Source organism: Cryomorphaceae bacterium (genome assembly GCA_017798125.1).
Lineage (GTDB): Bacteria > Bacteroidota > Bacteroidia > Flavobacteriales > ECT2AJA-044 > ECT2AJA-044.
This window is the reverse complement of the sequence record CP059070.1, coordinates 2,106,626-2,131,808: the sequence shown is the minus strand read 5'-3', so window position 1 is coordinate 2,131,808 and position 25,183 is coordinate 2,106,626. Positions and strand designations below refer to the sequence as shown.

The 25,183-nt window shown below is 48.0% G+C and carries 23 protein-coding genes; 5 read left to right on the top strand and 18 right to left on the bottom strand.

The annotated features are described in order from the left end of the window. The first annotated feature begins 15 nt into the window (after positions 1-15). On the top strand, positions 16-567 hold the full coding sequence (locus HZ996_09420) for a hypothetical protein (GenBank protein QTN39348.1): 552 nt from the start codon (positions 16-18) through the stop codon (positions 565-567). Here HZ996_09420 and HZ996_09415 read toward each other — a convergent pair. Beyond that, on the bottom strand, positions 564-1,493 hold the full coding sequence (locus HZ996_09415) for a hypothetical protein (GenBank protein QTN39347.1): 930 nt from the start codon (positions 1,491-1,493) through the stop codon (positions 564-566). The genes HZ996_09420 and HZ996_09415 overlap by 4 nt on opposite strands. Positions 1,494-1,551: 58 nt before the next feature. Here HZ996_09415 and HZ996_09410 point away from each other — a divergent pair, with 58 nt between their 5' ends. Next, positions 1,552-2,838: an FAD-dependent oxidoreductase gene (locus tag HZ996_09410; protein QTN39346.1), complete on the top strand. Its 1,287-nt coding sequence runs from the start codon at positions 1,552-1,554 to the stop codon at positions 2,836-2,838. A gap of 55 nt (positions 2,839-2,893) precedes the next feature. On the opposite strand, the gene HZ996_09405 is transcribed toward HZ996_09410, so the two are convergent. From HZ996_09405 to HZ996_09370, 8 genes are all read right to left on the bottom strand, one after another. Beyond that, on the bottom strand, positions 2,894-3,205 hold the full coding sequence (locus tag HZ996_09405; protein ID QTN39345.1) for a hypothetical protein: 312 nt from the start codon (positions 3,203-3,205) through the stop codon (positions 2,894-2,896). Positions 3,206-3,217: 12 nt separating this feature from the next. Next, positions 3,218-4,336, bottom strand: coding sequence for a hypothetical protein (locus HZ996_09400; protein QTN39344.1), 1,119 nt, complete (start codon positions 4,334-4,336; stop codon positions 3,218-3,220). After that, positions 4,333-5,583 carry a right-handed parallel beta-helix repeat-containing protein gene (locus HZ996_09395; protein QTN39343.1) on the bottom strand — a complete coding sequence of 417 codons (1,251 nt, stop codon included), beginning with the start codon at positions 5,581-5,583 and terminating at the stop codon, positions 4,333-4,335. Before HZ996_09395 ends, HZ996_09400 begins: the two co-directional genes overlap by 4 nt. A gap of 36 nt (positions 5,584-5,619) precedes the next feature. Next, positions 5,620-5,958 (bottom strand): hypothetical protein, encoded by a 339-nt coding sequence (locus HZ996_09390; protein ID QTN39342.1) that lies wholly within the window; start codon positions 5,956-5,958, stop codon positions 5,620-5,622. A gap of 70 nt (positions 5,959-6,028) precedes the next feature. Then, the gene (locus HZ996_09385; protein QTN39341.1) at positions 6,029-7,237 is read right to left on the bottom strand and encodes a patatin-like phospholipase family protein; all 1,209 of its coding nucleotides are present in this window, start codon (positions 7,235-7,237) and stop codon (positions 6,029-6,031) included. Between the two features lie 86 nt (positions 7,238-7,323). After that, positions 7,324-7,656 carry a tRNA-binding protein gene (locus HZ996_09380; protein ID QTN40033.1) on the bottom strand — a complete coding sequence of 111 codons (333 nt, stop codon included), beginning with the start codon at positions 7,654-7,656 and terminating at the stop codon, positions 7,324-7,326. Beyond that, positions 7,656-8,237 (bottom strand): outer membrane beta-barrel protein, encoded by a 582-nt coding sequence (locus HZ996_09375; protein ID QTN39340.1) that lies wholly within the window; start codon positions 8,235-8,237, stop codon positions 7,656-7,658. Before HZ996_09375 ends, HZ996_09380 begins: the two co-directional genes overlap by 1 nt. Positions 8,238-8,250: 13 nt before the next feature. Then, positions 8,251-8,817 carry a hypothetical protein gene (locus HZ996_09370; GenBank protein QTN39339.1) on the bottom strand — a complete coding sequence of 189 codons (567 nt, stop codon included), beginning with the start codon at positions 8,815-8,817 and terminating at the stop codon, positions 8,251-8,253. A 153-nt stretch (positions 8,818-8,970) separates the two neighbouring features. Here HZ996_09370 and ssb point away from each other — a divergent pair, with 153 nt between their 5' ends. After that, positions 8,971-9,318, top strand: a complete 348-nt coding sequence (ssb, locus tag HZ996_09365) for a single-stranded DNA-binding protein (GenBank protein QTN40032.1) — start codon at positions 8,971-8,973, stop codon at positions 9,316-9,318. A gap of 108 nt (positions 9,319-9,426) precedes the next feature. Here ssb and HZ996_09360 read toward each other — a convergent pair whose 3' ends face one another. Together HZ996_09360 and HZ996_09355 are read right to left on the bottom strand one after the other, a co-directional pair. Beyond that, positions 9,427-12,528: a glycosyl hydrolase gene (locus HZ996_09360; GenBank protein QTN39338.1), complete on the bottom strand. Its 3,102-nt coding sequence runs from the start codon at positions 12,526-12,528 to the stop codon at positions 9,427-9,429. 9 nt (positions 12,529-12,537) lie between these two features. Next, positions 12,538-13,113 carry a DUF4287 domain-containing protein gene (locus HZ996_09355; GenBank protein QTN39337.1) on the bottom strand — a complete coding sequence of 192 codons (576 nt, stop codon included), beginning with the start codon at positions 13,111-13,113 and terminating at the stop codon, positions 12,538-12,540. Positions 13,114-13,167: 54 nt separating this feature from the next. On the opposite strand from HZ996_09355, the gene HZ996_09350 reads away from it, so the two are divergent. Both HZ996_09350 and HZ996_09345 read left to right on the top strand, forming a co-directional pair. Continuing rightward, positions 13,168-14,157 carry a hypothetical protein gene (locus tag HZ996_09350; protein QTN39336.1) on the top strand — a complete coding sequence of 330 codons (990 nt, stop codon included), beginning with the start codon at positions 13,168-13,170 and terminating at the stop codon, positions 14,155-14,157. Next, positions 14,111-14,611 (top strand): hypothetical protein, encoded by a 501-nt coding sequence (locus HZ996_09345; GenBank protein QTN39335.1) that lies wholly within the window; start codon positions 14,111-14,113, stop codon positions 14,609-14,611. The genes HZ996_09350 and HZ996_09345 overlap by 47 nt, the downstream gene beginning before the upstream one ends. Here HZ996_09345 and HZ996_09340 read toward each other — a convergent pair. From HZ996_09340 to HZ996_09310, 7 genes are all read right to left on the bottom strand, one after another. After that, a complete protein-coding gene (locus HZ996_09340) occupies positions 14,608-14,985 on the bottom strand; it encodes a hypothetical protein (protein ID QTN39334.1) in 378 nt (125 codons plus the stop codon). The two genes, HZ996_09345 and HZ996_09340, sit on opposite strands and share 4 nt — an antisense overlap. A 143-nt stretch (positions 14,986-15,128) precedes the next feature. Next, positions 15,129-16,481: an NAD-dependent succinate-semialdehyde dehydrogenase gene (locus HZ996_09335; GenBank protein ID QTN39333.1), complete on the bottom strand. Its 1,353-nt coding sequence runs from the start codon at positions 16,479-16,481 to the stop codon at positions 15,129-15,131. Next, complete coding sequence (locus HZ996_09330) at positions 16,481-16,999, bottom strand: lipocalin family protein (GenBank protein QTN39332.1); 519 nt, start codon at positions 16,997-16,999, stop codon at positions 16,481-16,483. The genes HZ996_09335 and HZ996_09330 overlap by 1 nt, the downstream gene beginning before the upstream one ends. Next, on the bottom strand, positions 16,996-20,133 hold the full coding sequence (locus HZ996_09325) for a hypothetical protein (protein QTN39331.1): 3,138 nt from the start codon (positions 20,131-20,133) through the stop codon (positions 16,996-16,998). Before HZ996_09325 ends, HZ996_09330 begins: the two co-directional genes overlap by 4 nt. Positions 20,134-20,139: 6 nt before the next feature. Then, the gene (locus tag HZ996_09320) at positions 20,140-22,050 is read right to left on the bottom strand and encodes an OmpA family protein (protein ID QTN39330.1); all 1,911 of its coding nucleotides are present in this window, start codon (positions 22,048-22,050) and stop codon (positions 20,140-20,142) included. A 12-nt stretch (positions 22,051-22,062) separates the two neighbouring features. Then, entirely contained in the window at positions 22,063-23,043 is a 981-nt protein-coding gene (locus tag HZ996_09315) for a PorP/SprF family type IX secretion system membrane protein (GenBank protein ID QTN39329.1), read from the bottom strand. Between the two features lie 10 nt (positions 23,044-23,053). Then, a complete protein-coding gene (locus HZ996_09310; protein QTN39328.1) occupies positions 23,054-24,919 on the bottom strand; it encodes a gliding motility-associated C-terminal domain-containing protein in 1,866 nt (621 codons plus the stop codon). Positions 24,920-25,183: the final 264 nt, after the last annotated feature.

Below are 25,183 nucleotides of genomic sequence, written 5' to 3'. Positions count from 1 at the left end.
TCAAATCCAAAAGCGATGAAAACGAAGATAGCCTTTTTCCCCCTCCTACTTGCCCTACTCATTGGTACGGCACAGATCAGTTGTAAAAGCACTTATGGCACTAAGGTGAAACAACCTTTTAGCGGCAATAAGTATGAAAGTGACAAAAAGTGGTTTCGAGCCGTAGGCTCAGGCGAAAGCGTGAAAGACAATATCGCTCGCGACAAAGCCGAACTCGACGCCAAACAGCGTCTGGCCTCGCAAGTCGGTACCAATATGAAGCGTGTAGCTGATCAATACTTGGGGCAAACCGAGAACGCCAATAATGCTGATGTCGCGGACAAGTTTCAGAGCTTGGTGCGAGAAGTCATGAACACGCCTATGGCCGATCTGCGCAAGTTCGATGAGGAAGTCTTCTACACAGATGAGCAGAAGTACCGCATCTTCGTCGCTTATGAAATCAAGAAGAAGGACATGCTCAAATTCATGAAGAAGCAGGCGAAGCTAAACAGCAAACTGGATGACATCACCAGAAAACGCATCGAGGAGATAATCGATGAAGAATTGAAGCAATACGAGGACGATTAAATCGATTTCGTCTTGCTGAGTTTGGCCGTCTCTACGACCACATCCCCTACTTCGTTCGTATAGAACATCCGCTCAAATTGGCGGCCAAACTCAATCTCCTCTGCCGTATAACTGTAGCGCGTATAAACCGTTTGTCCGAAGCTCTCATCGAAGCCCTTCAAGAGCACGAGTATCTCACCCCCATTCTTTGTCACGTCCTCCGCACTTAAACCGTATAGAGGACTTTCGGAATCAATAGGATGAACCAAGGTCCAGTTCATCGGAAAGAAGGTAACCTTGTCCAAGGTCAACGGAAGTCGGTGGTACCGGCGCTCTATATGACCTTCATTCATCACTTCATACTTGTACATCACCGTTGCTTCCATTTCCATCAATATGTTGTGACGGAGATTGACAATCCGGAACATCAGGGCCGTTTGATCCCTGAAAGGCGTGACGAGCGCGATTTGACTAAAGCCAATTTTAGCCTGTGGATGACTGAATCGCCCATAGAGCAGCCCTGTAGCAAGTGCAAAACCCATAAGCCCGAGCAGAGCTTCAAAAGAACTGATCAACCCAGCTAGGTGACCTACTGGCGAGATAGCACCATACCCTACTGTGGTAAAGGTCTGTACGCTGAAGTAAAAGGCATAGAGAAAGGCATCGAGCCCTGTATCGATTGGCGGCAGCCCCTGAAGGCTATCGAGACCGATGGCCAAGTAGATCAGAGAAAAGAACGCATTGACCAGAAAGTACAGACCGAAGATCAAGCCCAAGAATTTGGGCCAGCTCATTTCGATCAGCCATTTATATGAATCCCTGAAAAAATCACCAGTGTGGTCCCTTCGAACGTTGAAGGTCCCATCTCTATTAATGACGCGTTTACTCTTTCCCAGGTACTTTTGACCTAATCCCGGATCCGAGGTACTTGTCTGCTGTTTCGCCATGTAATCGAAGATAATATAATTCCCACTTTAAGCTATATTAGCCTCAAAGCAGAACGTAATGGCGGAATCCGTAGATGCAGTAATAGTTGGGGCCGGTATGGCCGGACTCGTCGCAGCCCAACACTTAAGGGAAGCCGGGAAATCGGTGAAAATCATCGAGAAAGGAAAGCAACCTGGAGGGCGCGTAAGAACCGATGAAGTTCAAGGCTTTCGATTGGACCGTGGATTCCAAGTTCTTTTAACCGCTTACCCAGAAGCCCAGCGCTACTTTGATTACGAAGCTCTTGACCTTCGCAATTTTGAAAGTGGCGCCCTGGTCTTTCAAGGACGGCGCCACAACCGCTTTTACAACCCGCAGCGCCATCGAGATAAGTTTGTCCCCACCTTGCGCAGTGGCCTGGCGACTGTTCGTGATTTGACGATTCTTATGCGCCTTGCGGCGCGATGGAAACGAGCCACGCCAGCAGAACTCTTCCAACAGGATCAAATAACCACACGGGAATACCTAAAGCTTCAAGGCTTCAGCAACACTTTTGTCGATCGCTTCTTGGAGCCCTTTATGACGGGAATCTTTCTAGAGCAAGGGCTTGAAACCCCTCAACGTATGTTCGAATTCGTCATGAAGATGTTCAGTGAGGCGCCCGCGGCGATACCGGCTATGGGTATGGGTGCACTTGCCGATCAATTGGCATCAAAACTGCCAGAGGGTACCATAGTCTACGGAGAGGAAGTACGTAACATTCGCAGTGGAAGTGTTAAAACGCGCTCTGGGAAGATCTTCGAAGCGCCCATTATCATCATGGCCACGGACCCGACAAATATGCTTCGGAATTTCGTAGAGGAGCATCAGCCCTATCGTTCCGTAGTGAACCTATATTTTTCTGCGGACAGAGCTCCATTTAGCGATAAGCTCATCGCCTTGAATTATGGCGGATCTCGATGGGTCAATAATCTAGCCGTATTAACCAACCTATCCCCTAAGCTAGCTCCTGAAGGGAAACACCTCATTTCCGTATCCGTGGTCCGAGATACCGAGCTCGGTGAACGCGACCTACAGAAACTCGTTAAAAGTGAACTCTCCCAAGCCTTTGGACCTGAAGTCAACGACTGGCAACATCTTCGTTCCTATTTTATTTCAAGAGCACTCCCCTCACCTTCTGTATTCGACATGGAATTAGAAGATCAGGACGTCATCTATCAAAACGGAATATATCTAGCGGGAGACTACCTGCTCAACGGTTCGTTACAGGCTGCGCTATACAGTGGACGAAGAGCCGCAGAAGTGGCTTTGAAAAAGCCAGCTGCCCAAGCTAAAGAAGTCGAAGTCGAATCAGCCTCAAAATAAAAAAGCCCCAAAGTCAACGACTCCGAGGCTCAATGTGTTCTACCCTAACGTATCCTTACGCCCCTTTCGGGTCTTGTTGCAACACGTTTAATGGCAACTTATGCTCTGAAATATCCAACGAGATGAAGTAAGCCTCCATTTGGTTGCTGATCTGAATGTACTCAGCTCCGGCTTTCCCTTGAATCTCATTGAAGTACTCCTCTAAACGAGCTACGTTCTTCTTCATGTTTTCCACACGATCAAAACGCCCGTAAACAGCGTCCGCTTCGTTACTGGAGTATTCCTTTTCGAAACCTTCAACTTTGCTTTTCCAAGCGTCAATACGCTCTTTCAACTTGGCAATTCGGGGATCTAGTGCTTCTGACACAATACAATGCTTTTAATTCGGAGCAAAAATAAGACTAATTTGTTTGTTTTCCTCCATCTCTTCAATCCAAGCGCGAATAAGTTCCACCCCTTCACGATGCACAGATGAACGCCCCAATTCCGGCATCATAACACCGGGATCAAGACTTTCCATCCGATAGAGTAGAATGCTCTCCTGCGGTGCGCCAGGAACTATATCGTACAAGCGCCCGCCTGAACCCTTCCCGGCGGCCACTGGTTTCTTACCGATCCCCAATTCGTAACCATCCTGAGCGTAAACAGATAGATCTAAACCACTTGTTTTCGCTGGCCCTCCGGGCCGATGACAAGTCCCACAGTTTATGTCCAAGTAAGCTCGAGCCCTATCGTTCAAGCGTTCATGGGGTTGATCCCACTGAGCCAGCTTTGGCCACCCCGAGTCGGGTGCACCCTTGAGGTATCCCTTTTCTATCCACTCTACTACATGGCTTCCTTCATCTCTATGAAGTTGCCGTACTGAGGGTCCCAAAGGCGTAATACCACCGTTCAGCATGTGGCAGCTTTTGCATTGATTGATGGTTGGAACCTTGTAGGTCAAATCGCGCTCAACACCAGCATGCTCGAAAGCTAGGTCAAGTCGAGCACCGGTTACACTCAAATAGGCCTCCGATTGCTCCTCGTTCCATACATAGCTGATCGGATTCCATTCGCCTTGTTCAAGCTGGAGAAGACGTGTTTCAACGACTCTGCGTTTCTGGTCAGATCCTTTATTCTCCTTTTCATAAAGGAAATTCTTGACGATAATAGTTCCCTCTGGAAACTGAAGCACGTCTCGATCGTCGTAGACCATTTTAGCCTCTTCGTTAGGAAGTACAATGAATCGCTCCTTGTCCGCATAGTCGGTGAAAAGTGGTGTATTCAAAGAATACGGAAGAACGAGTCCATGAGCCGGTTTAAGCTTGGACATCGGAGTTTCAAAAAAGCCGTATTCGCTCAGTCGCGATCGTCCGAACCCTTTTTCACTCAAAGCGATTGCTCGATTCATGAGCTCAGTATCGGACTTGATGGTCGCTTTAGCTGAATCTTCCTGGGAATCCTTCGGGCCGCAGGCCCAAAAAACTAAGGAAATTCCGATGAATACCCAGAGTCTCATGGGCAAGCAAAAATTGATTTGTCATGGCTGATGGCCTCGAAGCCTTTGCCGGCATCCAAATCCGCAAACCTCGTTTCGATATCCTCTGCGAGGCAAATCTTGTATTCGGAAGATTGAAGTTCCTGACGGTCGGAAATACCAGGAGGAAGAACACCGTCGTACACAATGTCTGGGGTTTCGAAAGGAAACTTCAACAGAAACAAACGGCCAAAATCATGGCTTGTAGCAGGAAGGACATACGAGTTCGAAACGGTGTTGTTCTCCAGTCTAATTCCTCTTGGATACGGATTATAGGCCGCATCCTCTTCATACTTGCGGTTAATCTGTTGGGCGCTACCCGCATTTGAGTTCTCGGAGTCGTTATCGCCTGTCAACTCACTCACCAGTGCGTAGCTAATAATAGCTGCACCGACCGTCCTATTTTCCAGAATCTCATTGTCATGCACGTAAACATCCTCTGTTGCCAGAATCATGAATCCTGAACCAGGTGGAACGGCGGCGACAATGTTTCCTTCAGGCGCAAAATTCTTACGGTTATTTTCAACGACTACATTGTCGTAGGCCTCAATGTCTTTTCCAAACTGAGTCAGTCCAGGTAGGTCAAAAATGAGGATGCCTCCTGTGTTGTCGGTGGCTTCGTTTCCATAGATTTTTACCCATCTCGAATTCTCGGATTCGATTCCAGCGACATTCATATATGCCTTGTTATTTCGGATAATTACTGAGTCTGATTGGCCTACGTAAATACCAGCATCACTAGCCCCCATGGCCTCACACTCGTCGATCAGAACATTTCGGCATTGAACAGGATAAAAGCCGTAGGCTCCATTCGTTTCATCAATAGGACCCGTCCAAGCAACTTTGACACGGAGAAATGAAATTCCATCGGTATCCATCACTTTGATGTTATCTCCTTCCGCGTCTTCAACGGTAAAGTCCTCGAAGACGACATTCTGGCTATTGACAACCCGAATTCCCTCCGCCCCTTCGCTCTGATCAAGAAAACTCAGAACAGTCTTGTCCATTCCAGCCCCTCGAACCGTTACGTGACGAACTCCATCCAAGATTAAGGACCTGTCGAAACGAAAATGCCCTTCAGGCAACTCAATAACAGAACTATCCTCAGCAGTAAGAAAGACCAATTCGATATCCTCGCCATCAGCTCTAAAATTTCTCTCCGGATTATAGGTGTCAGTACATCCAACAGCCAGCAACATCAAACAACACAGACCGAAACCGATTCGCATACTCATTAGGTTTTGTTGCAAATTAAGGGATTCTACCTAAATATCGCAGACCTCTAGCTTGTACAAATCTGCCCCGTACTTCTTCAATTGTAGGTCAAATACGATGGTATCCTCACGGCTCGACTTCTGGGTACAATAGCGGTGATCAAAGCCCCTTCCGTTTAAGAATGCTTCGTGAACTTCTCGCACGCCTCGAGCGCGCAGCTCCTGAAGAATTTTGTAGTTCCTAGCAATCCGCTTTTGAATGGGACGGCATTCGGCGCTGCGCGCTCGACGCATTTCGTTGTGGTACGCATTCCGGCAATGGTCGTCGCAGAACTTCTTATCCACTCGACCAGTAATGCGTTCTTGACAATGTAGACAGTGTTTTGACATAGGTCAAATTTGCACTGCTACGAGGACTAGGAATGGACCTTAATTCCCCAATATGCCAAAAGGTAAGACCCTATGCTATAGGGTTATGGATTAGCGACTGTCGGACACCTTTATACTTCTCCCAATCGAATCGCTCAAGAAAATCAATTGCGCCTTTAGCCCCATAAAGAAATAAGTCCCTTTTCTCTTCATTGGTCATATTGAAATTGAGCCAATGAAACTTCTGGTCTACATCTAAGCGACAAATCAAGTGGCTGTAATCCTCGTTGCGCAATAGAAAATCGAGATCGTGTATTTGCCTCATGGTACTGATCATAGCGCCCATAAACGGCATGAGCTTTCCTGTGGACCCGTAGTTTTCACGGTACTGTGACAAACGCACCCCAAAAGTTGGTCTTCGCGGGACCGCATTCTTTCGATGAAAAACATTAATGGGGAAATTGCTCAGCATTCCGCCATCGACCATTTCCACTTCAGGAGGAATGGGCCCTTTATAGCGCGCGTGTTCCCACCAGCGCTCCTTGGCCTCCGGTCCCTGAGGAATAGTGCTGAAACGAACGGGTTCAAAGAAAATGGGAACGGACATGCTCGCTCTCACCCAACGGGCTGGATTCTCCTGATCAGGATTGGAAACATACAGCTCACCCATCGCTGGGAATTGAACCTTGGTCTTTGTAGTGACATCCGAAGCTATTACCGTCCACTTGGGCTTCGATTCAATGCTGTTCCCTTTCCTGTCTCTAAAACCACTTGGGTTAACCCTTTTTCTTTCTAGGTCTAACGTTGACTCCACGCCCTGATCTTTTAAGAGCTTCTCGAGCCAAGTGTAGAATACTATACCCGGATTCATGCCGAGTTTTGAACGTAGGAGGTTCCATATTTTTATTCCCTGGAAAATCAGTCTCCTTTTGGCCTTGCCTCCTTTCCCCTCTATAAGCAGCTGAATGGTCCTCTTGATCTTCGGATTCCCGTCGACAAAATCAAATAAGTTTTGTGCTGCCAATGCTTCTAGCGCTACAACCGATTTAGCCTCGGAGGTTGTGCCAATGCTGGCCATGAGTAAGGTATTTATGGCTCCAGCGGAAGTCCCTGCTAAGTCGTAGAACCGAATCCCCGCTTCCTCCATAATGTGCGTGTATCCGAGGAGAGCGATGCCCAATACTCCACCCCCTTCTTGCACGAGATCCGCATATTGATACCCATCATCATCAATAATATCGGAATAAACGCGCTCAGGATCGGCTTTAATCGCCCTTGCTTGGGCGATGAGATCGCGCATAGGTTCATATTCCAAAAAGAAATCGGAGGTCAATTGTTCAGGCATAATTAGGAAGTGTTGCTACCTGAAAATTAATGAAAAATCACCTAACCGATCCTAGTGCCGTTTTTCACGATTTGGTCTGGCTGGAGCAATACTACTCCTGAATCGGAAAGTCCACCGAGAATGAGAACCTCGCTTTTATGAGGTCCGATTTGTTTTGGAGGGAAGTTGACAACAGCAACGACTTTTTTACCCAGCAAGCCCTCAGTTGTATAGTGATCTGTGATTTGTGCACTGGTTTTCTTCACTCCTAAGGGTCCAAAATCAACGCGAAGAATATACGCTGGGTTGCGGGCTTCAGGGAAAGGCTGAGCATCGATAACCTCACCGATTCTGAGGTCAACCTTTGAAAAATCCTCCCAAGTTATGGTCGGGATCAAAAGACTACACCGATTTCTAAAGAGAGCATTCTATTTTCAGCATCCCCCTCAACAAACATGGTATTTATCCCTTGATCATACGTTAAGTCAAGAGTCAAGAACCACAAATCAATTCCTAACCCCGCTTGCCATGACCATATGTTTTCATTGAAGTCTTCAATATTCCAAGCCTCGGGATCATTTGGATCCGACTCAAGATTGAATACACGGGTCCATGCAGGTCCTCCGTTAAGCCGAAGTTTGAACAGTTCCCCATTGACAATATTGTAGCCTAATCGCGCCGGTACTTGAATAGATTGGACATCTAAGGTGAAATTAGCTGCACCCAAGGTATCGGATCCCAGTACGACCAAGTCAGACGACCACCTTTTCCAATAAACACCAGGGTAAAAATGAAATCTCTTACCAAAACGGAACGAAACGCCTAGGTCCGTACCCACGCGTGCCTCGCTCTGGTCAATGATTTCGTCTGTCGTAAGACGTGAAAGTGTCAGCCCGGCCTGAGGTTGAATCTTAACCTGCCCGAAAGAATTCAGGGAAATCAGCACCAGCAAACCGAGAGTCCAAAGTCTTTTCATATCTGATCTCATCTTAAAGGAAGACGGGTTTACGTTTCCAAAGTTCGCGCAATTCCGGCGGAATGTCGATTAGTTCGTCGGCAAAGTCGTCCATCTCGTCCTTAGTCTTTGAAGAAATCAAATCCGCGAGCTCCCTTGAAGCTTCTTCGCCCAATGCATAGGGAAACATGGAAAAGACTAAAAACGGTCCGTGCCCATGTCCTAGGATTTGATATTCATCCATATCTGAGACGCGCTTACCCGTAACTATGCAACGATCGAGCCAGAGTTCAGTATTCAGGTCATATTTACGCAGCATCTCCGCTCGATGACGCATCGGTCGCATCCTTTCTCTAAAGAATTGCTCTATGACTAAACTTGAATCCGCACTAATACGAGATCGTGAATCTTCAATACATGCAAAGCACACGGCATACTCGTAAATGGTATCCCCTGGCTTCAGGGCCTTTTCAATAATGTACTCTACGTCCTCTGCAAGAAGAGGGCGCTTGCAACGACTGCATGTGCTAAAGGGGTCTTTTGATTCAAAAGGATAAAAAACCTCTGGGAGCGGAATGTATGGAAAGTCCTCTCGAAGCATCAGACTAATATAAGTCATTTAGTTTGAGTCATTTCCAGGCATCATTTAGTCCAGATTATTGATTGCTATTATTTGAAACGTTTATAAATGTTTCCCTACCGACTGATTGGCGGCATTCTAGTGTTCTTCGTCTTCGAACTAATGAAAAATAATATGTCTAGTATTCGAAATCGAATTCAGCTCATAGGAAATCTTGGAGCTGATCCGGAAATCAAAGAAATGGAAAGCGGTCGTAAACTCGCCAAGTTCTCCGTAGCAACCAATGAGATCTATCGCAATCAAGAAGGCGATCTCGTCACAGAAACTCAATGGCATCGTCTGATTGCCTGGGGACGAACCGCCGAATTGGCAGAGGAATTCTTAAAAAAAGGAAGTGAGGTTGCCGTTGACGGCAAAATCCAAACTCGTTCGTACACGGATAGTGAGGGTGAACAGAAATTCCTCACGGAAGTCGTCGTAAACGAACTTCTTATGACCGGTGCAAAGAAGAAGGCCGGCTAAACAATGCAGAGTTCCGTAAGGACGAGAAAGGAGCTATCGCTAATCGAATGTTTCACTGCGCCTGACGATCGAGTCGAGCAGCGATAGCGCCTTTCTTTTACCTTCTTATTATCGCTCCCAAGTATCTTCAGGGGCAATCATCAATGAAGGGATACGAGCTTCAAGTATGGCTTCGTTCAGGTTTGAAACTTCGTTGTCCATAAGCGCATAGAACTGCTCAAGGAATTGATCGACCTCTAAGGTCAGTTCAGCAGCCACTTCTCTAGCTTGTTGCGTAGGCGGATAATTGCCGTTTTGTGAAATGGCTCCCACATGACCGAGCTTATTCGTGAGCTTTATTGGAAAATTCAGCATGTCTTGATTGCTGGAAAGCTTCACTTGATAAAGCGCTTCTTCTACATCTTTTAGTCCTTTTTTAAGACTCTTGAGAGACTCTGAAATCGATGAGTCCGCTTCAGTAGTGCGAGATTCGACGAGGGAGATCTGTTTTTTTAAGGCACGGATGTTTCGAATCGCCACATGGGCTTCCGATACCTTGCGGTTAATGGACCAGCAAAACTCGAATTGTTCAACAAGCTCCTCATCCGTTGATTCTGATCTAGGGTCTGAAAGTAGCGTGAAAGGCTGCTCTAGGTTAGACGATCCTAGCGTTAACGATACAGAATAGTCACCGGGAGGTGCCATTGGGCCGCCCATGCCGGCATACCACATCCACATTCCATCAAACTCCTCGGCATCCGGATAGCGCATGTTCCAAACGAAGCGCTGCCAACCCGAGTCTTTAGTCAGCTTCTCTTCCTTTTCTTGGGGATGGGTACTGTAGGTTTTAATGAGTTCACCATCGGCGTCCTTAATGCTCAAGATTAGCGTATCTTCATCTTCAAGGCTCGGAACGAAATAGTCCACATATACCCCAGACCTCCTATTTTGACCGGTGGTTCGACTTCCTCGTCCGTAACTCCCAACGCGGAATGCATCACTCGGAGTCAATAAGCGCAGATCTTCTACGTTTTGGTGCTCCGCATACAAGGGAGAGATGTCATCGAGTACCCAAAAACTTCTACCCTGGGTAGCTGCAATCAGGTCCCCAGACTTGAGAGCCAAGTCCGTTATGGGCACAATTGGAAGATTCAATTGGAGTGAATCCCAAGATGCTCCATCGTTTTGAGAGTACCAGACGGTGCGTTCAGTTCCAGCGAAGAGAAGACCTTCTTTTTCGGGTGAGCACCGAATAACTCGAGTGAAATCATCTTCAGGAAGTCCTTCAGAAATCAGTGACCATTGCTTTCCATAATTACTGACGCGATACAAGTAAGGGCTGTAGTCTCCGAGTTTGTAACGGGTAACCGCCAAATAAACCACTCCATCTTCCCATGGAGAAACCTCCAAACTGTTGATCATGCTCCATTCCGGAAGCTTGCTGGATGTTACATTTTCCCAGTTCTCTCCATTATCGCGACTCACGTGAAGCAAACCGTCGTCGGATCCCGCCCATAAAAGGCCCGGCTCTCGTGATGATTCCGCAGCTGCAAATACCGTGCAGTAGTATTCCACGCCCGTATTGTCCTGGGTAATAGGGCCCCCGCTAGAAACCATTCGAGCGCTATCATTGCGAGTCAAATCAGGGCTGATCACTTCCCAAGAGCCACCACCATCCATTGAGCGGTGAAGGTGGTTAGACGCGGCGTAAAGCACGTCGGGATTGTGTGGCGAAATGAAAACTGGGAAGTTCCATTGGAAGCGATACTTCATGGTCTCTACACCAGCGCCCAGTGGGTTGTCGGGCCAGACATTGATGACTCGGCCTTGTTTGTTAGCATGATTGTAACGGGTTAAAAAGCCTCCATAGCTCCCTCCATAAACAACCTCATTATTGCGGGGGTCAATGGCCAAGTGAGCGCTTTCGCCTCCCGCCGATTCTTGCCAATCTGATTCATCTATATTGTATCCATCTGAAAAGCTTGAGATTCGGATGGTGCTGTTGTCTTGCTGCGCTCCGTAAATGCGATACGGGAAATGATTATCCGTTGTAACCCGATAGAATTGAGCCGTTGGTTGATTGTAGTAGGTGCTCCAGTTAGCGCCTCCGTCTAACGTGACTTGCCCTCCTCCATCGTCCGCGATGATCATTCGTGATGGGTCCTTGGGGTTAATCCATAAATCATGGTGATCCCCGTGAGGAGCTCTCCTGGATGCAAAGGTGCGACCTCCATCTTTGGAATGATGGTAGCTCACGTTCATAATATAAACCTGATCTGGGTCGGTAGGATGTGCATAGATCCTTGAATAATACCATGCTCTTTGACGTAGTGATCGGTCTTTATTGACTCTTCTCCATGATTCTCCGCCATTATCACTGCGGAAAACCCCTCCTTCTGGTGCTTCAACAATGGCATAGATTCGATCCGGTTGTGAGGCGGAGGCAGATACGCCAATGATTCCCAAAGGACCTTCTGCAAAACCAGGCTTATCGCTGAGTTTTTCCCAAGTGTCACCGCCATCAGTGCTCTTCCACAGGTCGCTCCCATCACCTCCTGAAATCAAGGAATATGGCGTTCTCCGAACATGCCAAGTACTCGCGTACAAAACACGAGGGTTGGTCGGGTCCATAAAGAGGTCGACGGCACCAGCGTCTTCATTGGCGAAGAGGACTTGTTCCCAATTCTCTCCTCCGTCGGTAGATCGGTAAACCCCTCGCTCTGAGGTGGGCTTAAAAAGGTCGCCCAAAACAGCTGCGTAGACTAGGTCAGGGTTCTTGGGGTGAATGCGAATGCGCGGAATATGTCGTGACTCGGGGAGACCCGAATGACTCCAGGTTTTTCCGGCGTCCGTGGATTTATAAACCCCATAACCATAACTCACATTTCCACGAACCGTTACCTCTCCTCCTCCAACGTACATAACATTTGGATCCCATTCGGAAATTGCAATAGAGCCAATGGAGCCTCCGAAATGACCGTCTGTAATGTTGTACCAAGTTTGACCCGCGTCATCGGTTTGCCAAACACCGCCACCGGTGGAGCCGAAATAAAAGCGGTCGGCAACTTCAGGATGGCCGACTACAGCGGCACTTCGTCCTCCGCGAAATGGCCCAATATTACGCCATTCGAGTTCGGGGAAGTCGTTGTTCTGGACAGGTGTGGGAACTTGTGCAAAAGTGAGCATCGTGCCGCAGGCACAAATCAATAGGAATAGTCGTCTTAGGGTCATGTGTGCTGATTATGAGTTAAATCGATATGCTTTCTCTAGATAATGGGCCGTTTGTTCCGACCAATCACCCTCGTCTTCGATAGCGATGTAGCGATTGATTTTATCGGTTCCCCCGATGTTCTTAGCCGTTTTTAAAAGTTCATTGGTTGGTTCATCGCCCAGCGCCAATCCAATCCAAATTCCACCGCGCTTAGGCAAAATGACAGCGAACTGCTTGTGGCCCAAAACCGAGACGTACCCTTTACAAATACCGAGCTTGATTGGTTCAGTAAAGGATTTGGTGATTTGAAGACTGAGAAAATCGTAGAGTTCTCGTTGCTCTTCCTTTTTATACTGCTCTTGTAAGAGGGCTTCTGGATTGCCGTAAACGAGCTTTCCGCCATTGAAATAAATCTGCGTCAACACATAAGCTTCGCCGTGTTTGACACCGTGTTCTTGCTTCAGGAATTGTACGAATTCCATCTTCTTCTCAAGACCTGCAGCGGCACATACCTCTATCCATTGATCAAGTGTTTTCCCGTACCTTTCGGGAAGATTCTTGACCATAATGGCTTCCATTTCTGCGGGAGTCTGGGGTGCGGGCATTGGATGGAAAATTTAGCGAGGACCCAAAATAGCAATAATTTCAACAGAGCTCAGGTGACTGAGCGCTTGACGGCAATGTGGGTCCTGACCGAAACTGGTCTTGGTGGATTTCTACACGCTTTTAAGCTTCCGCTTACCGGCCTCTTTGTGGGCGGATTAGCTGTACTCTGGATCGGGCTGATCGCCCGTTTCTCGCCCTACCCAAGAAAGCAAATAGTCTCTTCGGGAATTGTCGTTTTGATTTTAAAGGGCCTTCTGGCCCCTCAAAGCCCTCCGGGCGCTTACTTCGCCCTTTCTATTCAGATTGTCACAGGACTAATCCTCTTCAGGACCAATCGCCATCTCGGCTTGAAAACAGCGATGCTCACCTTCGCAACCGTGACACTCTCCGCGATACAAAAAGTTATCATTCTCACGGTATTATTCGGCGTTCAACTATGGGCGAGCATTGACCTCTTGGGCCGGCAAATTGGAAGCCAACTGGGATGGTCTTCTGATCAATTGCCCGCCTCTGGCCTACTCGTCGGAGGATTCTTACTCTTCTACGCCCTTGGCGGCCTCGTCATAGGAATACTCAATAAGGGTATCGTTGAATATTCTTTTTCCGTGAGGTCACTGCCAGAAGATCTGCGACTACCAACAGACCCGAAAAAGAAGACGCGCGTACCGGCCTGGGTGTGGATAGCCTTTGCTGTGTTGATTGTCATCCTGCTCCAAGGATGGGCTCTGGGGTCATGGGGAATCGCGTTTGACAGTCTCCTACGCGCTGCTTTGATCACCTTTGCTTGGTTTTTTGTTGTGCTCCCGATTCTGCGCCTCACGGCGCGATGGAAAACCGACACATGGAGATTAAAATATCAGCAGTCGATTGTGCAAATCCGTTCCTTCTTGCCCGCTGTATCGGCACTATTTCGGGCCGCCTACCGCGAAACCATCGCTTCAGAAAAGCGTACTTTACGAACCTTCTTAATTACTTGGCTCGAATACGTATTCAGTTATGATTTCGAATATTCTGATTCTTACGGGTCCGATCATCAGCGGTAAGACCTCTGCTCTACTCGATCATTTTGGTAAACGAAGCGATGTCCGAGGATTTCTAACTCCGGACATCAATGATCTTCGAGAAGTTCACCTGCTCCCCTCGAGCAAAACCAGTAAAAAGATCCCGATGCAGTCGCGTGAGTCGAGCTCAGAGACCCTATCCATAGGACGTTATCACTTCTTCAGAAGCGCCTTTGACGCTATGAAGCTGGAGATTTCCGGCATGATTACAGCACCCGCTCTGTGGAACATTGTAGATGAAGTGGGTAAATTAGAAATCAAGGGCGATGGTCTTTGTCCGGAATTGGATCAAGTGATCCATCATTGGCACAGAGAAAACCGCTCCCAACGACTTGTACTGGTGGTACGAAAGGACTTAGTGGACAAGGCCGTTCAAAAATTTGGTTTGAATCAGGCCAGTATTATTCAAGTAGAGGACTTGCCTCTACTTCCTTAAATACTGACTACACCAGCGTCAATGTTGTTCTGCTTGAGAATCCGACGTGTGAATTGCATACTCCCGTGCGGGACAAAAACCTTGAATTGAGAATTCTTGATGTGTGCCATGGTGGCCAGGAGCTTCCACTTGCTTACCAATTCCTCTTTGTTGTCCGTCTTCTGGGCAATTTCAAAGTAGTACTTACTCCCGTTGCGCTGAGCCGTGAGATCCGGAACCAGTTCGCTATTTGCGTTCTTCTGAATGAATTTAGTCGGAGATTCGTAGTCTGGATGATCGGCTTTTATGTTTTCAAAACCGCGATTCTCGAGGTGAGTTACCACAGAATCTAAGAGTTCTTTAACAGTATCCGGATTTTCAATAGACTGGATCATGAGGGCTGGGTTTGAGTGCTTTGAATCTGTTAAGTTAACATTAATATTTGAAACAGTAATTAAATCACTGATTACCAATACACTTGAAAATGACGCTCAAGTCTTGTACAGACTGGGGGTTTTACTGTTTCAAACGCGTCGAATTATCCGACGAAAACTGTTTTGGTATTGATAAAGGCCAAGATCCCTTCTCGTCCAAGCTCACGACCAAAACCGGAGTCCTTTACCCCTCCAAAAGGAAGTCTAGGATCGGACTTGACCATCTCATTGATGAATACGGCTCCTTCATTAAAGTGAGGAGCCAATGCCAGTGCGCGCTCAACATCCTGGGTACACAGGGTGACCCCGAGTCCAAAGGTCGGGTGCTCTGCCTTTTCTAGCAGATCCTCTTTATCGGTATAGGTCATGACCGCCGCAACAGGACCAAAAGTTTCTTCTTGCCAAACGGACATATTCGGACGGACTCCAATAAGAATGGTAGGCTCAAATAAAGCCTGCTCGCGATGGCCTCCCAGCAATAGCTCTGCTCCTTCTTCGACACTACGGCGGACCTGATCACTCAACTCTTCTGCTAAGTCTACACGAGCTAGTGGTCCCACATCACATTCCTCGCTTGTTGGATCTCCAGCCCGAAGGCTTTGGAATCGCGCCGTGAGGCGCAAAACAAACTCATCAGCTATAGATTCATGGATCAGGAAGCGCTTGGCCGCAATGCAGCTCTGTCCGGAGTTCTGAATGCGCGCCTGAACCGCTAAATCGATGGCCTGATCCAGATTTGCATCTTGAAACACGACAAAGGGATTGCTCCCTCCTAGCTCCAGCAAGGACGGCTTTAAATATTTACCTGCCAGTGCGGCAACAGATGATCCTGCAGGTCCAGAACCGGTAAGCGAAACACCTCGGCAACGTGAATCCTGAATCACCTCCTCTACCCGAGCACCGGGCAAAATCAAAGTGCGAAAGACACCCACAGGAAAACCAGCATCGCGAACGAGATTCTCGATTTCAAGAGCACATCCAGTGACATTGCTCGCGTGTTTTAATAGCGCGGTGTTGCCAGCCATGAGTGTTGGGGCAAGAAAACGAAAGACCTGCCAAAACGGGAAGTTCCAAGGCATCACGGCGAGTATCACTCCAAGCGGCTCATAAGTCACATAGCTTTTACGGGCGTCTGTCTTCACGTGACGGTCCGATAAAAACTCAGATGCGTTTTCAGCATAATACTCGCATACCCAAGCACATTTGGAGATCTCGGCCCGAGATTGAGTAATGGGCTTGCCCATTTCGGCCGTCATGAGTTGAGCGAGTTGTTCACGCCGTTCAACAAGTTTCTGAGCCAGGCGCAGCATCCACTTAGATCGGTTGGCAAATGAAGTTCGACGGAAATTCTGAAACGCTTGGTGAGCGTTTTCGATACGCAGGTCTACTTCGGCGCTGGAGTGTTCTTGATACTCCGCCAAAACCTTCAAGGTATACGGATTGATACTGCGAGGCATTACTTAGGACAAGGATGTTCTGTGAGGAGCAGGTTTTCCGTCGGAAACCCTAGTGATTTTGCCTTGTCCAACAACTCGCTCATCCTTTCTTGAGAAAGCTGGGGGTTTCTGCTCAAAATCCACAAGTACTTACGACTTTTGGAGCCCACCATCGCTACTTGATACTGATCGTCCAACGAGATGATGTTGTAGTCTCCCTTAAACGGCCAAAAGAACTGGACGTTTAAAGAAGCGTTGTTGGTCGACTTTACGGGAAACGCTTTCCCTCTGGCATTTATCTCCTTGTTCTTTTCGGTATTCCAACAACGGTTGTACACGCGGACATATCCCTCTTCAACGGTGTATTCCGCCGTAGTACAAGTGCAGTTCTTCTGAAAAGAATTTGGTAATCGCGCAATCTCGTACCACAGACCGGAATACCGATCGATATCAACTTCAGATACTGTTGGAAGAGGTTCTGTCGGCTTACACCCTACAAGAGTCAGGAGAAGCCCTAGAATGGAAATTCTAGCGCTCATTCCACGGGCTCTATCGGTTCATAGGACTTGAATTCTATGGAACTGGCCCATTCATATATGGGAGCCCACTCCTCTACCAACCAAGCGTTGAAATTCTCTTTTGCCATGGCTACGTGCTCTATGGCCCGGTCAAGAGCCCCTCGAGCCGAAGCATCCGGAACTCCTTGAGTCGTTTCAATCAGATTGTACGCCCGATAGATGATGTCCTCTACATCCTCAGGTTCATCAATATATCCATCGCGGTCGTCTTCGTACTCAACGTTTTGCTGAAGCACATGAAGGCTATCCTTGAGATCTCCAAGAGACGATTTCAAGCTGTCTAACTCATCATTCATTGTAGTATCTACGTTGGATTTTATGAGCTTCATAAATTGACCGATCAAATCTTCAGTTTCGGTCATACGATCGTCCACTTCGACCATCTGCTCATAGATACCCAAGTATTCATCGACCCATTTGGCATGCTCTTTATAGTCTTCAAGAGTATAGCTCAAGCGAGGGTCAGCCGCAACGGTGATGGACGCGCTATCAGCGTGATCTCCATAGTTTATTTCAAGGGTATACGTTCCAGGGAGCACTTGAGAAGTGCCGGGCTCATTAGGTTTGTCCGTTTTGTCTTGCCATAATGAGCGAACTCCCTTTCGGTCTCCATACCAGCTGCCAATATTCAATCCGAATTCTTTCGGAGTCCAATATAAGGTCCGGACCTGTTCATTCTTTGCGTCATAGATTTTGACGGTCACGGTATCCGGCTTTTCAATGGTGTCGTTTAATACGTATGCGATCCGTCCACGTTCTCCCCGGTTAGTGCCCTTGTAGTGCGCATCCGCGGCAAAACGGGTTCCTGCTGCCTGCTGGTATTCCGCCAAATAGAAGGTTGGCGCATCAAAGAGTACCAGAGGCTCATCAAGCAGTGCTTCTCCTTCTGCCGCCATTGCCCGAAGAGGGCGAATGTTATCAATGACATATGCCGCGCGTCCAAAGGTTCCCATGACCAAGTCCGCTTCTCGCTCTTGTAAAACGATATCGGCAATCTGCACATTTGGGATGTTATGCGTCCAATGATGCCAGTCCGCCCCTTCGTTCAGGCTAAAATAAAGTCCGTTTTCAGAACCTAACCACATGAGTCGAGGTTCTACTGGATCTTGAAGGAAACTTACCACGTACCCTTGAACGGAATCTTTCTCATCCACCATGCTCTTCCATGATTTTCCATAGTCAGTAGTCTTATACAAGTATGGAGCCCAATCATTCCGTCGGTAGTCATTTACCACGAGAAAAGCAGTTCCGGCATCGTGACGGCTGGCTTTGATCTGCGGCATCCACGAACCATCTGTAAGGCTTGGGATCTTACCTTCAACAGAAGTCCAAGTAGAACCACCATCTCGGGTCACGTGAACACGACCATCATCAGTAGAAACCCAGATTAAACCGCGCTCCAAAGTGCTCGGTTCTATGGCCAAGATGCAGGTATGATTTTCGGCACCAGTTACGTCAAACGTCAAGCCTCCACTTTCACCGTACTTCTGCTTTTCAGGGTCGTTGGTGGTCAAGTCAGGAGAGATGATGTCCCAGGCGCCTCCTTTATTGGCACTTTTGTGCACGTATTGGCTTCCAAAATAGATGGTCTGATCATCAAAGGGGTCCGCAGCAATGGCTGCATTCCAGTGAAATCTTAGCTTGATGGAATCGGTATCTACGGGTCGAATACTCCGAGTCTCTCCAGTCTTGGTATCCACGTGAGCTACATACCCTTCTTGGCTCATGGCGTAGGCATAGCGATTATCATTGGGATCCGGCAGTACGTCGAAACCATCTCCGAAATAGAGCTCTTGCCAGTAGGCATTTCTGATTCCGCCTGATTTCCATACGTAACCAGGCCCTTTCCATGAACCGTTGTCTTGCATACCTCCGTACACATTATACGGGATATCGTTGTCCACATTTATGTGGTAGTACTGCGCCAGAGGAAGATTTTCGACAAATCGCCAGTTTTCACCGCCGTCTCGAGTGATGGCCATTCCTCCATCGTTTCCGTTGATCATAAAGTTGGGATCATCTGGGTGGATATACCAAGCGTGATGATCAGGATGGACTCCCGCTCCCCAATAAGGCATGATGACTCGAAATGACTTACCCCCGTCATCGGACTGCGAGACTACGCTGTAGAGGTTGTAGATTCGATTTTCGTTTGAAGGATCCACATAGAGATCCGCATAGTAAAACGGTCGGTTTCCGATGTTCTTATCACTGACCTTTTCCCAGTTGAATCCACCATCGTTGCTTCGGTAAAGCGCGTTTTTCTTGCTTTCAATCAGGGCGTAGATCACGTTGGTTTTACCCGGAGCTATGGCTAATCCCATTCGGCCGAGCTCCCCTTTGGGGAGTCCGTCTTCATCCGTACGCTCTTCCCACGTTGATCCACCATCGTAGGTTACGTAAAGACCGGATCCTTCACCTCCCGATTTAAAGAACCAAGGCCAGCGTTTAAATTGCCACATGGCCACCAGAATTTTATTCGGATTTTCAGGGTCCATGACCATGTCCGCTACTCCAGTAGAATCATTTACATAAAGAATGCGGTCCCAGGTAGCTCCTCCATCCGTGGTTTTGTACACTCCACGCTCATTGGACTCACCCCATGCAGGGCCTTGAGCCCCGACGTACACAGTGTTTTCATCTCTTGGGTCAATGAGGATTCGGTGAATATTTTTGGAATTTGGAAGTCCCATGAAGTCCCAGTTCTGACCGCCGTCCATAGAACGGAATAGCCCACGCCCAGCGCTTTGTGAGTTTCTGGGGTTCCCTTCGCCTGTTCCTACCCAAAGAACGTCAGAGTTGCTTGGGGCAATGGCCACGGCACCAATACTCAGTGAGGCCTGATCGTCAAAAATAGGCTCCCAAGAGGTGCCTCCGCTTGTGGACTTCCACAGTCCTCCTGAGGCTGTACCTATATAGATGGTGCTGGGATCATCCCGAACAACGTCAATGGTTGTTACACGTCCACTCATGCCCGCCGGGCCGATACTTCGAACGCTCATCGTTTCGAGGCGTTCCACCAGTGTTTTGTCTTCCGTTTGGGCACTAAGCAGCCATCCGCCCGTGAGGGCGATACATAAAATCAAGTTTTTCATCGCAATCTATTGATTATCAGCAATCTTGAATTCCGTTCTTCTGTTTAAAGCTCGGCCTTCTCTATTATCCGTTCCGTCGTCATTGCGGTTCGGTGCTATCGGCATGGTTTCTCCATATCCCATGGCCTCCAAACGGTCCATGGTAATGCCGTGTTCAATTAAGTAATCCACCACCGCTTGCGCGCGGCGCTGTGATAATTTCTGATTGTACTCTTCAGATCCAATCGCATCTGTATGTCCGCCAATTTCGATGCGAATTTCGGGGTACATGTTTAAAATGTTGATCAGACTGTCCAAAGTCTTATTGGATTCTGGACGAAGCGTTGCTTTGTCGAAGTCAAAATAGACATCGGCCAGCTTGAAGGATAGTGGGTAAATGAGTAGAGGTTCATTCTCCAAAGTCGTTGTTCCCTCGTATTCGCTTACATCACCGGTCTTGACACTTGTTGAATCCGTCGAGAAAAATGGTTTGCTCGAGTACACCATATAGGAGCGGTTGAGTCCAACTTCGAACTCATAATGGCCTTCTTCATCCGTGTAGGCGGTCTCCAGAGTATCTCCCGTGATACTGTCCACTAGGAAAACATCGGCACTATCGATGGGTGCTTGGGTAGATTTCTCCAGAACTTCGCCGTCAACATACAGGTGATACTGCTCGTATTCAAACAGTTCAAGGCAACAACCCGCTTCTCGGTCTGAACTGAGGTAGTACTTATCTGCGGTCTGACTTGGTGTGAAATAGGCATCATCCGCTGTTGAATTGATGGGGTAACCGAGGTTCTGAACCTCTGATCCATCTGAAGAAGCCTTAAATACATCCAATCCACCGTATCCAGGGTGGCCATTGGAAGCAAAATAGAAGGTTTCTCCATCCACATGAGGAGTAATTTCATCCTTGTCCGTATTCACATCACCCGACATGAGACTAGGACTGCCAGAAACCGTTCCATCCGCATTGAGGGCTACTTGCCATATGTCCATTCCCCCCTTGCCTCCAGCTCGATCCGAAGCAAAGTAAAGCACAGAACCATCTGCGTTTACAAAGGGATATAAATCACGGCTATCTGGAGTGCTCAAGCCTTCCAAAACGGTCATTTCCTCGTCATTGACTCCTTTGAATGCGATTTGGTATTCCTTCTTGTCAGCAAGTGTCTCCCAGGTGTTGAAGTACATGCGTTGCGTGCTCATGCTATAACTTACCCCGGCAAACTGTCTTTTCTCTTTCTCATCTTCTAGAATGGCCGTTGCCCCAGAATCAGAAGTTGCCTGAACACTCTGCAGGTAGACGTTAAACTTCTTCGACAAATTCCTCGTCGTCGTGAAAAGGTACTGGCCATCATCAAGCATGGCCGCTCCGTAGTTAGAAGATCCTCCTTCATTTACACCAGCGTCACTAACGCGCCCAATGTTGACGAATTCAGGGTGTGCTATACCTTCGATCGCCAGATCAACAGACGCTAGCTGAAATGCTGCTTCAGCATTGGGGTTTGCCGAATCCGCTAAGACTTGTTCGAATTGAACTTTAGCCGAATCCAAGGACTCCTGTGCGCGTAGTGAAACGCCATACCAGAACCGGTTTTCCGGTGTGTCTCCCCCATCGAGCTCAAAAGCTTTCTCGTAATACGTCGCGGCGTTCAAGTAATCAAAGTGAAGTCGATATGAGGTCGCAGCTTGGTTCGTGGCGTATAGCTTCTGCACCTTGTTCAGCTTGGCGCCAATAGCGATGGTATTTTGATATGGGTATCGAATGGGTAACAAACTCTTGTCTCCCGTTGCGGCTGCGGCATAAAATTGAGCAGCGATGTCGTAGTCTTGATCTTCAAAAGCCTGGTCACCGTAATCGATGTAGGACGATTGAGCGACCCCAGCATATCCGAGGCCTATGACGAAAATTAATAGGTATTGTAATTTCTTCATCAGATATCGGAATTATAGGCGTGGGCACACAGGTTTGGCATCAATCTCGGAACCGGGAAGGATGTACGTGATGGTCAGTTCAAAGGACCTCTTGTTTTTATTGACATCGTTGATGTCTCCAATGGCTAAATCGTAACTCGCACCTACGGTGAAGCTTCGCCAATCAAAGCCTATATATGGAATGATAGACTCTTCGAGTCGATGAGCCACTCCAGCGGCTAGGGCAAATTCATTGCTGAAGGCAAAGTGCCCGTTCACTCCAACCAAATTACTGTTGGCTGGACCTTGATAGAGGACTTGGGCATGAGGACTCAAACTGAAGCGCTCGCCCAGTTGGAATCGAGCTCCAAAATGGCTGTAGATTTTTAGAGGCAATCGATCTTCAGCCGTTCCTAAACTCGCATCTGGCTGAAGGTAGTTTAAGACTGCAACGCCTGCGAACGGTGCAATTTTCTGCCCTGGCTTACCCACAAACCAAAGGGCCCCAAGGTGCATATTCAAGACGGTATTCGAATTGTCATCTAGATTTTCTCCAGCGGAGTTACCCGGGTCAAATCCTGTTCCCGGTATATACTGTGAACCAAATGTCGCTTCGGTCAAGTCGATTTGATGACTCATGATGCCGATTTGAGCACCTCCCACGATATGGTGTCCTCCAGCATTTTCACCGAGGATATCATAACTCACTCCAGCCATGGCGTCCAGGCGTTCATAGCCTACAACACCGGCTGTTTGTCGAACCACATGTCCGCTTAAGCCCCATTTCGAGCCTATCCGCCCATCAACGCCCAAGCCAAACGTCTCATAGGCATCGGGGATCTGGGACCATTGGTCGCGGTAAACCAAACCAACACGAAGCTTTCCAGCAAATTGACCAGCCAAGGCTGGATTGGTAATCAAGGGTGTGTTGTAGTATTGAGAAAAATGAGGGTCTTGTGCCGAAGCCGTGAGTCCAAGACCGATCGTACAAAGTAGTAGTAATAGTCGTTTCATAGCTTCAGAATTATCGAATCAAAGTTATAGTTCCCTGCTCCTGGTATGTGTTCCCAACCGAATCGGTTAAAATGGCCGAGTAGACGTATACTCCACCAGGCTGTGCCTTCCCTTTCCAAGTTCCGTCCCAGCCCTCCGAGATATCAGAGGTTTGGAAAACCGCATCCCCGTATTGGTTGAAGATGATGAACTGTTGAAGTTCCACGTATTCACCAAATATGTAGAGCACATCGTTATTCATGTCCCCGTTCGGAGTAAAGCTATTGGGAATAAAGATCTCAGGGACTTCAAACACTTCCACCGTAGCCGTCAAGGTGAAGGTTGCCGTACAACCATCATCGGTCGTCACTGTAAGTGTGACCGTATATGACCCGGGGTTACTGTACTCATGGGTAGCATTCTCAGTCGTTGCATTGGCTCCATCGCCAAAATCCCAATTCCATGAGCTTACGTTGGGACCGCTATTGGCCTCAAACAGATAGGTGCTTACTGTAGCGCCCGGAAACGCACTGTCTTGAGCGGTAGCCGTCGGGTTGGCACTGGGCACCTCATAAACCTGAACCGTTGAAGTTAGCGTAGCACTGTCACATTCTGGGTAATTGGAATTGAACACAATGAAATTCAAGGTCGTATCGGCCGAAGGCGTAAACGTGAACTCACTCTCTGAAGTAACTGTACCGTTTACGTTTACCGCGTGAATTCCTTCGATCATACCGTTGATCACCACGGTTACCTCCCCACCCACACAGGTCTCGTATAAAGGTTGAACAGAGACATTCAGAGGGCCGCAGTTCAGAGTAACACAGGTTTTATCCGTGGTCTCTTTTCCTGGTGGACAACCATTTGTTCCATCTAGGGCTCGAACGCGTAGCGTTTGTTGCGTATTTTCTGGAAGACTTGAAACAACATGGGCTGTCGGCGGCTGATTCGCTGGAATCCAAGTGGCTCCTCCATCCAGGCTCACCTCATAGCCGGTCGCCCCGGGAACTGGATCCCAAGCGAAACTTACCGAACTAGGTGTTGATCCCGTACATCTCAGATTGGCTGGAGAGAGTAATTGTTGAAACACCGTTATATCCACGGGTACTCGAGCCTCATTATCACAAGCAATATTATTCAGTTCGATCTGAGCGTACACAGTCATGGTTGTTGGAGGAGTAAACACAAATGGGGACCCTGTTCCAATAAGCGTTCCGCCAACTGGATCGGTATACCACTCTACCTCAAAACCAGGAACGTTGCTGGTTCCTGTAAGGGTTACCGATTGGCCAAAACACACGGAAAAGCTGGTTGGCGAGATCGTCGGCGTAATCTGTCCGTCGACATTAATCACAATCACCTCTGCGCGAACCGGATTGACGCAATTGCCAATGGCTGCTTCGGCAAAATAACTTGTAGTTCCTGGAGGGATACTGGGCAATGTATACGTATTTCCGGTTGCCAACAGCGTCCCGCCAGAAGCTGCATCATACCAAGAAACCTGACCAGTGTTTTGCTTGATCGTTGCCGATACGGCAACCAAGTCCCCTGAACAGGCATATATAGTGTCTTGAGTTGCTCCTACTGTAGGGTTATTGGCGACACTTGTGCTCACAGAAGTTCTCAGACTCGAAATGCCTCCAACTTCTGCTTGAACATAGAATACTGTACCCGTACTCAGTGGCGGGGTGGTAAAGGTTGCGCCAGACCCTAGGAGGGTTCCAGCGGCAGGTTGGTCCCACCAGGTAAACGTTGCACCGGGCTGTGTGCTTGAAGCAGTCAAAACTGCACTAGAGCCAACACAGACGGTTTGGGAATTTGATGTCGGGGGAAGCGTTTGACCTTGAGCCAGTAGTCCAAGGATGAGTACCCCAATGGAGAGTAAAGCTTTTTTCATGTGCCGAATGATATAGATGCCTAAATCAAATATAGGAATCTTAATCCGGCGAAAAGCAAATAAAATAGGAGCCGATCTCGAGTCGAGATGAGCTCCTATTCGTTCAGTCACGTTACCGTAGCAAACGTGTCCGTTTGAGATAACTTCAGTTCATACCGCTGTTGTTTCTCATTCGGAATATAGTGATTTTCAGACAACTAGCAAATAGAGGCGACGTTCAATGTTATGAACAGGCAATTCACACTAGTTATCAACAATTGTTCA

What these genes read in the sequence shown, in the direction of transcription:
- HZ996_09415 (QTN39347.1), bottom strand. Translation starts at nt 1,493, where the DNA reads ATGGCGAAACAGCAGACAAGTACCTCGGATCCGGGATTAGGTCAAAAG.
- HZ996_09400 (QTN39344.1), bottom strand. Translation starts at nt 4,336, where the DNA reads ATGAGACTCTGGGTATTCATCGGAATTTCCTTAGTTTTTTGGGCCTGC.
- HZ996_09385 (QTN39341.1), bottom strand. Translation starts at nt 7,237, where the DNA reads ATGCGCGATCTCATCGCCCAAGCAAGGGCGATTAAAGCCGATCCTGAG.
- HZ996_09320 (QTN39330.1), bottom strand. Translation starts at nt 22,050, where the DNA reads ATGAAGAAATTACAATACCTATTAATTTTCGTCATAGGCCTCGGATAT.
- HZ996_09420 (QTN39348.1), top strand. Translation starts at nt 16, where the DNA reads ATGAAAACGAAGATAGCCTTTTTCCCCCTCCTACTTGCCCTACTCATT.
- ssb (QTN40032.1), top strand. Translation starts at nt 8,971, where the DNA reads ATGTCTAGTATTCGAAATCGAATTCAGCTCATAGGAAATCTTGGAGCT.
- HZ996_09340 (QTN39334.1), bottom strand. Translation starts at nt 14,985, where the DNA reads ATGATCCAGTCTATTGAAAATCCGGATACTGTTAAAGAACTCTTAGAT.
- HZ996_09360 (QTN39338.1), bottom strand. Translation starts at nt 12,528, where the DNA reads ATGACCCTAAGACGACTATTCCTATTGATTTGTGCCTGCGGCACGATG.
- HZ996_09330 (QTN39332.1), bottom strand. Translation starts at nt 16,999, where the DNA reads ATGAGCGCTAGAATTTCCATTCTAGGGCTTCTCCTGACTCTTGTAGGG.
- HZ996_09355 (QTN39337.1), bottom strand. Translation starts at nt 13,113, where the DNA reads ATGCCCGCACCCCAGACTCCCGCAGAAATGGAAGCCATTATGGTCAAG.
- HZ996_09345 (QTN39335.1), top strand. Translation starts at nt 14,111, where the DNA reads ATGATTTCGAATATTCTGATTCTTACGGGTCCGATCATCAGCGGTAAG.
- HZ996_09325 (QTN39331.1), bottom strand. Translation starts at nt 20,133, where the DNA reads ATGAAAAACTTGATTTTATGTATCGCCCTCACGGGCGGATGGCTGCTT.
- HZ996_09410 (QTN39346.1), top strand. Translation starts at nt 1,552, where the DNA reads ATGGCGGAATCCGTAGATGCAGTAATAGTTGGGGCCGGTATGGCCGGA.
- HZ996_09395 (QTN39343.1), bottom strand. Translation starts at nt 5,583, where the DNA reads ATGCGAATCGGTTTCGGTCTGTGTTGTTTGATGTTGCTGGCTGTTGGA.
- HZ996_09390 (QTN39342.1), bottom strand. Translation starts at nt 5,958, where the DNA reads ATGTCAAAACACTGTCTACATTGTCAAGAACGCATTACTGGTCGAGTG.
- HZ996_09310 (QTN39328.1), bottom strand. Translation starts at nt 24,919, where the DNA reads ATGAAAAAAGCTTTACTCTCCATTGGGGTACTCATCCTTGGACTACTG.
- HZ996_09375 (QTN39340.1), bottom strand. Translation starts at nt 8,237, where the DNA reads ATGAAAAGACTTTGGACTCTCGGTTTGCTGGTGCTGATTTCCCTGAAT.
- HZ996_09335 (QTN39333.1), bottom strand. Translation starts at nt 16,481, where the DNA reads ATGCCTCGCAGTATCAATCCGTATACCTTGAAGGTTTTGGCGGAGTAT.
- HZ996_09315 (QTN39329.1), bottom strand. Translation starts at nt 23,043, where the DNA reads ATGAAACGACTATTACTACTACTTTGTACGATCGGTCTTGGACTCACG.
- HZ996_09370 (QTN39339.1), bottom strand. Translation starts at nt 8,817, where the DNA reads ATGCTTCGAGAGGACTTTCCATACATTCCGCTCCCAGAGGTTTTTTAT.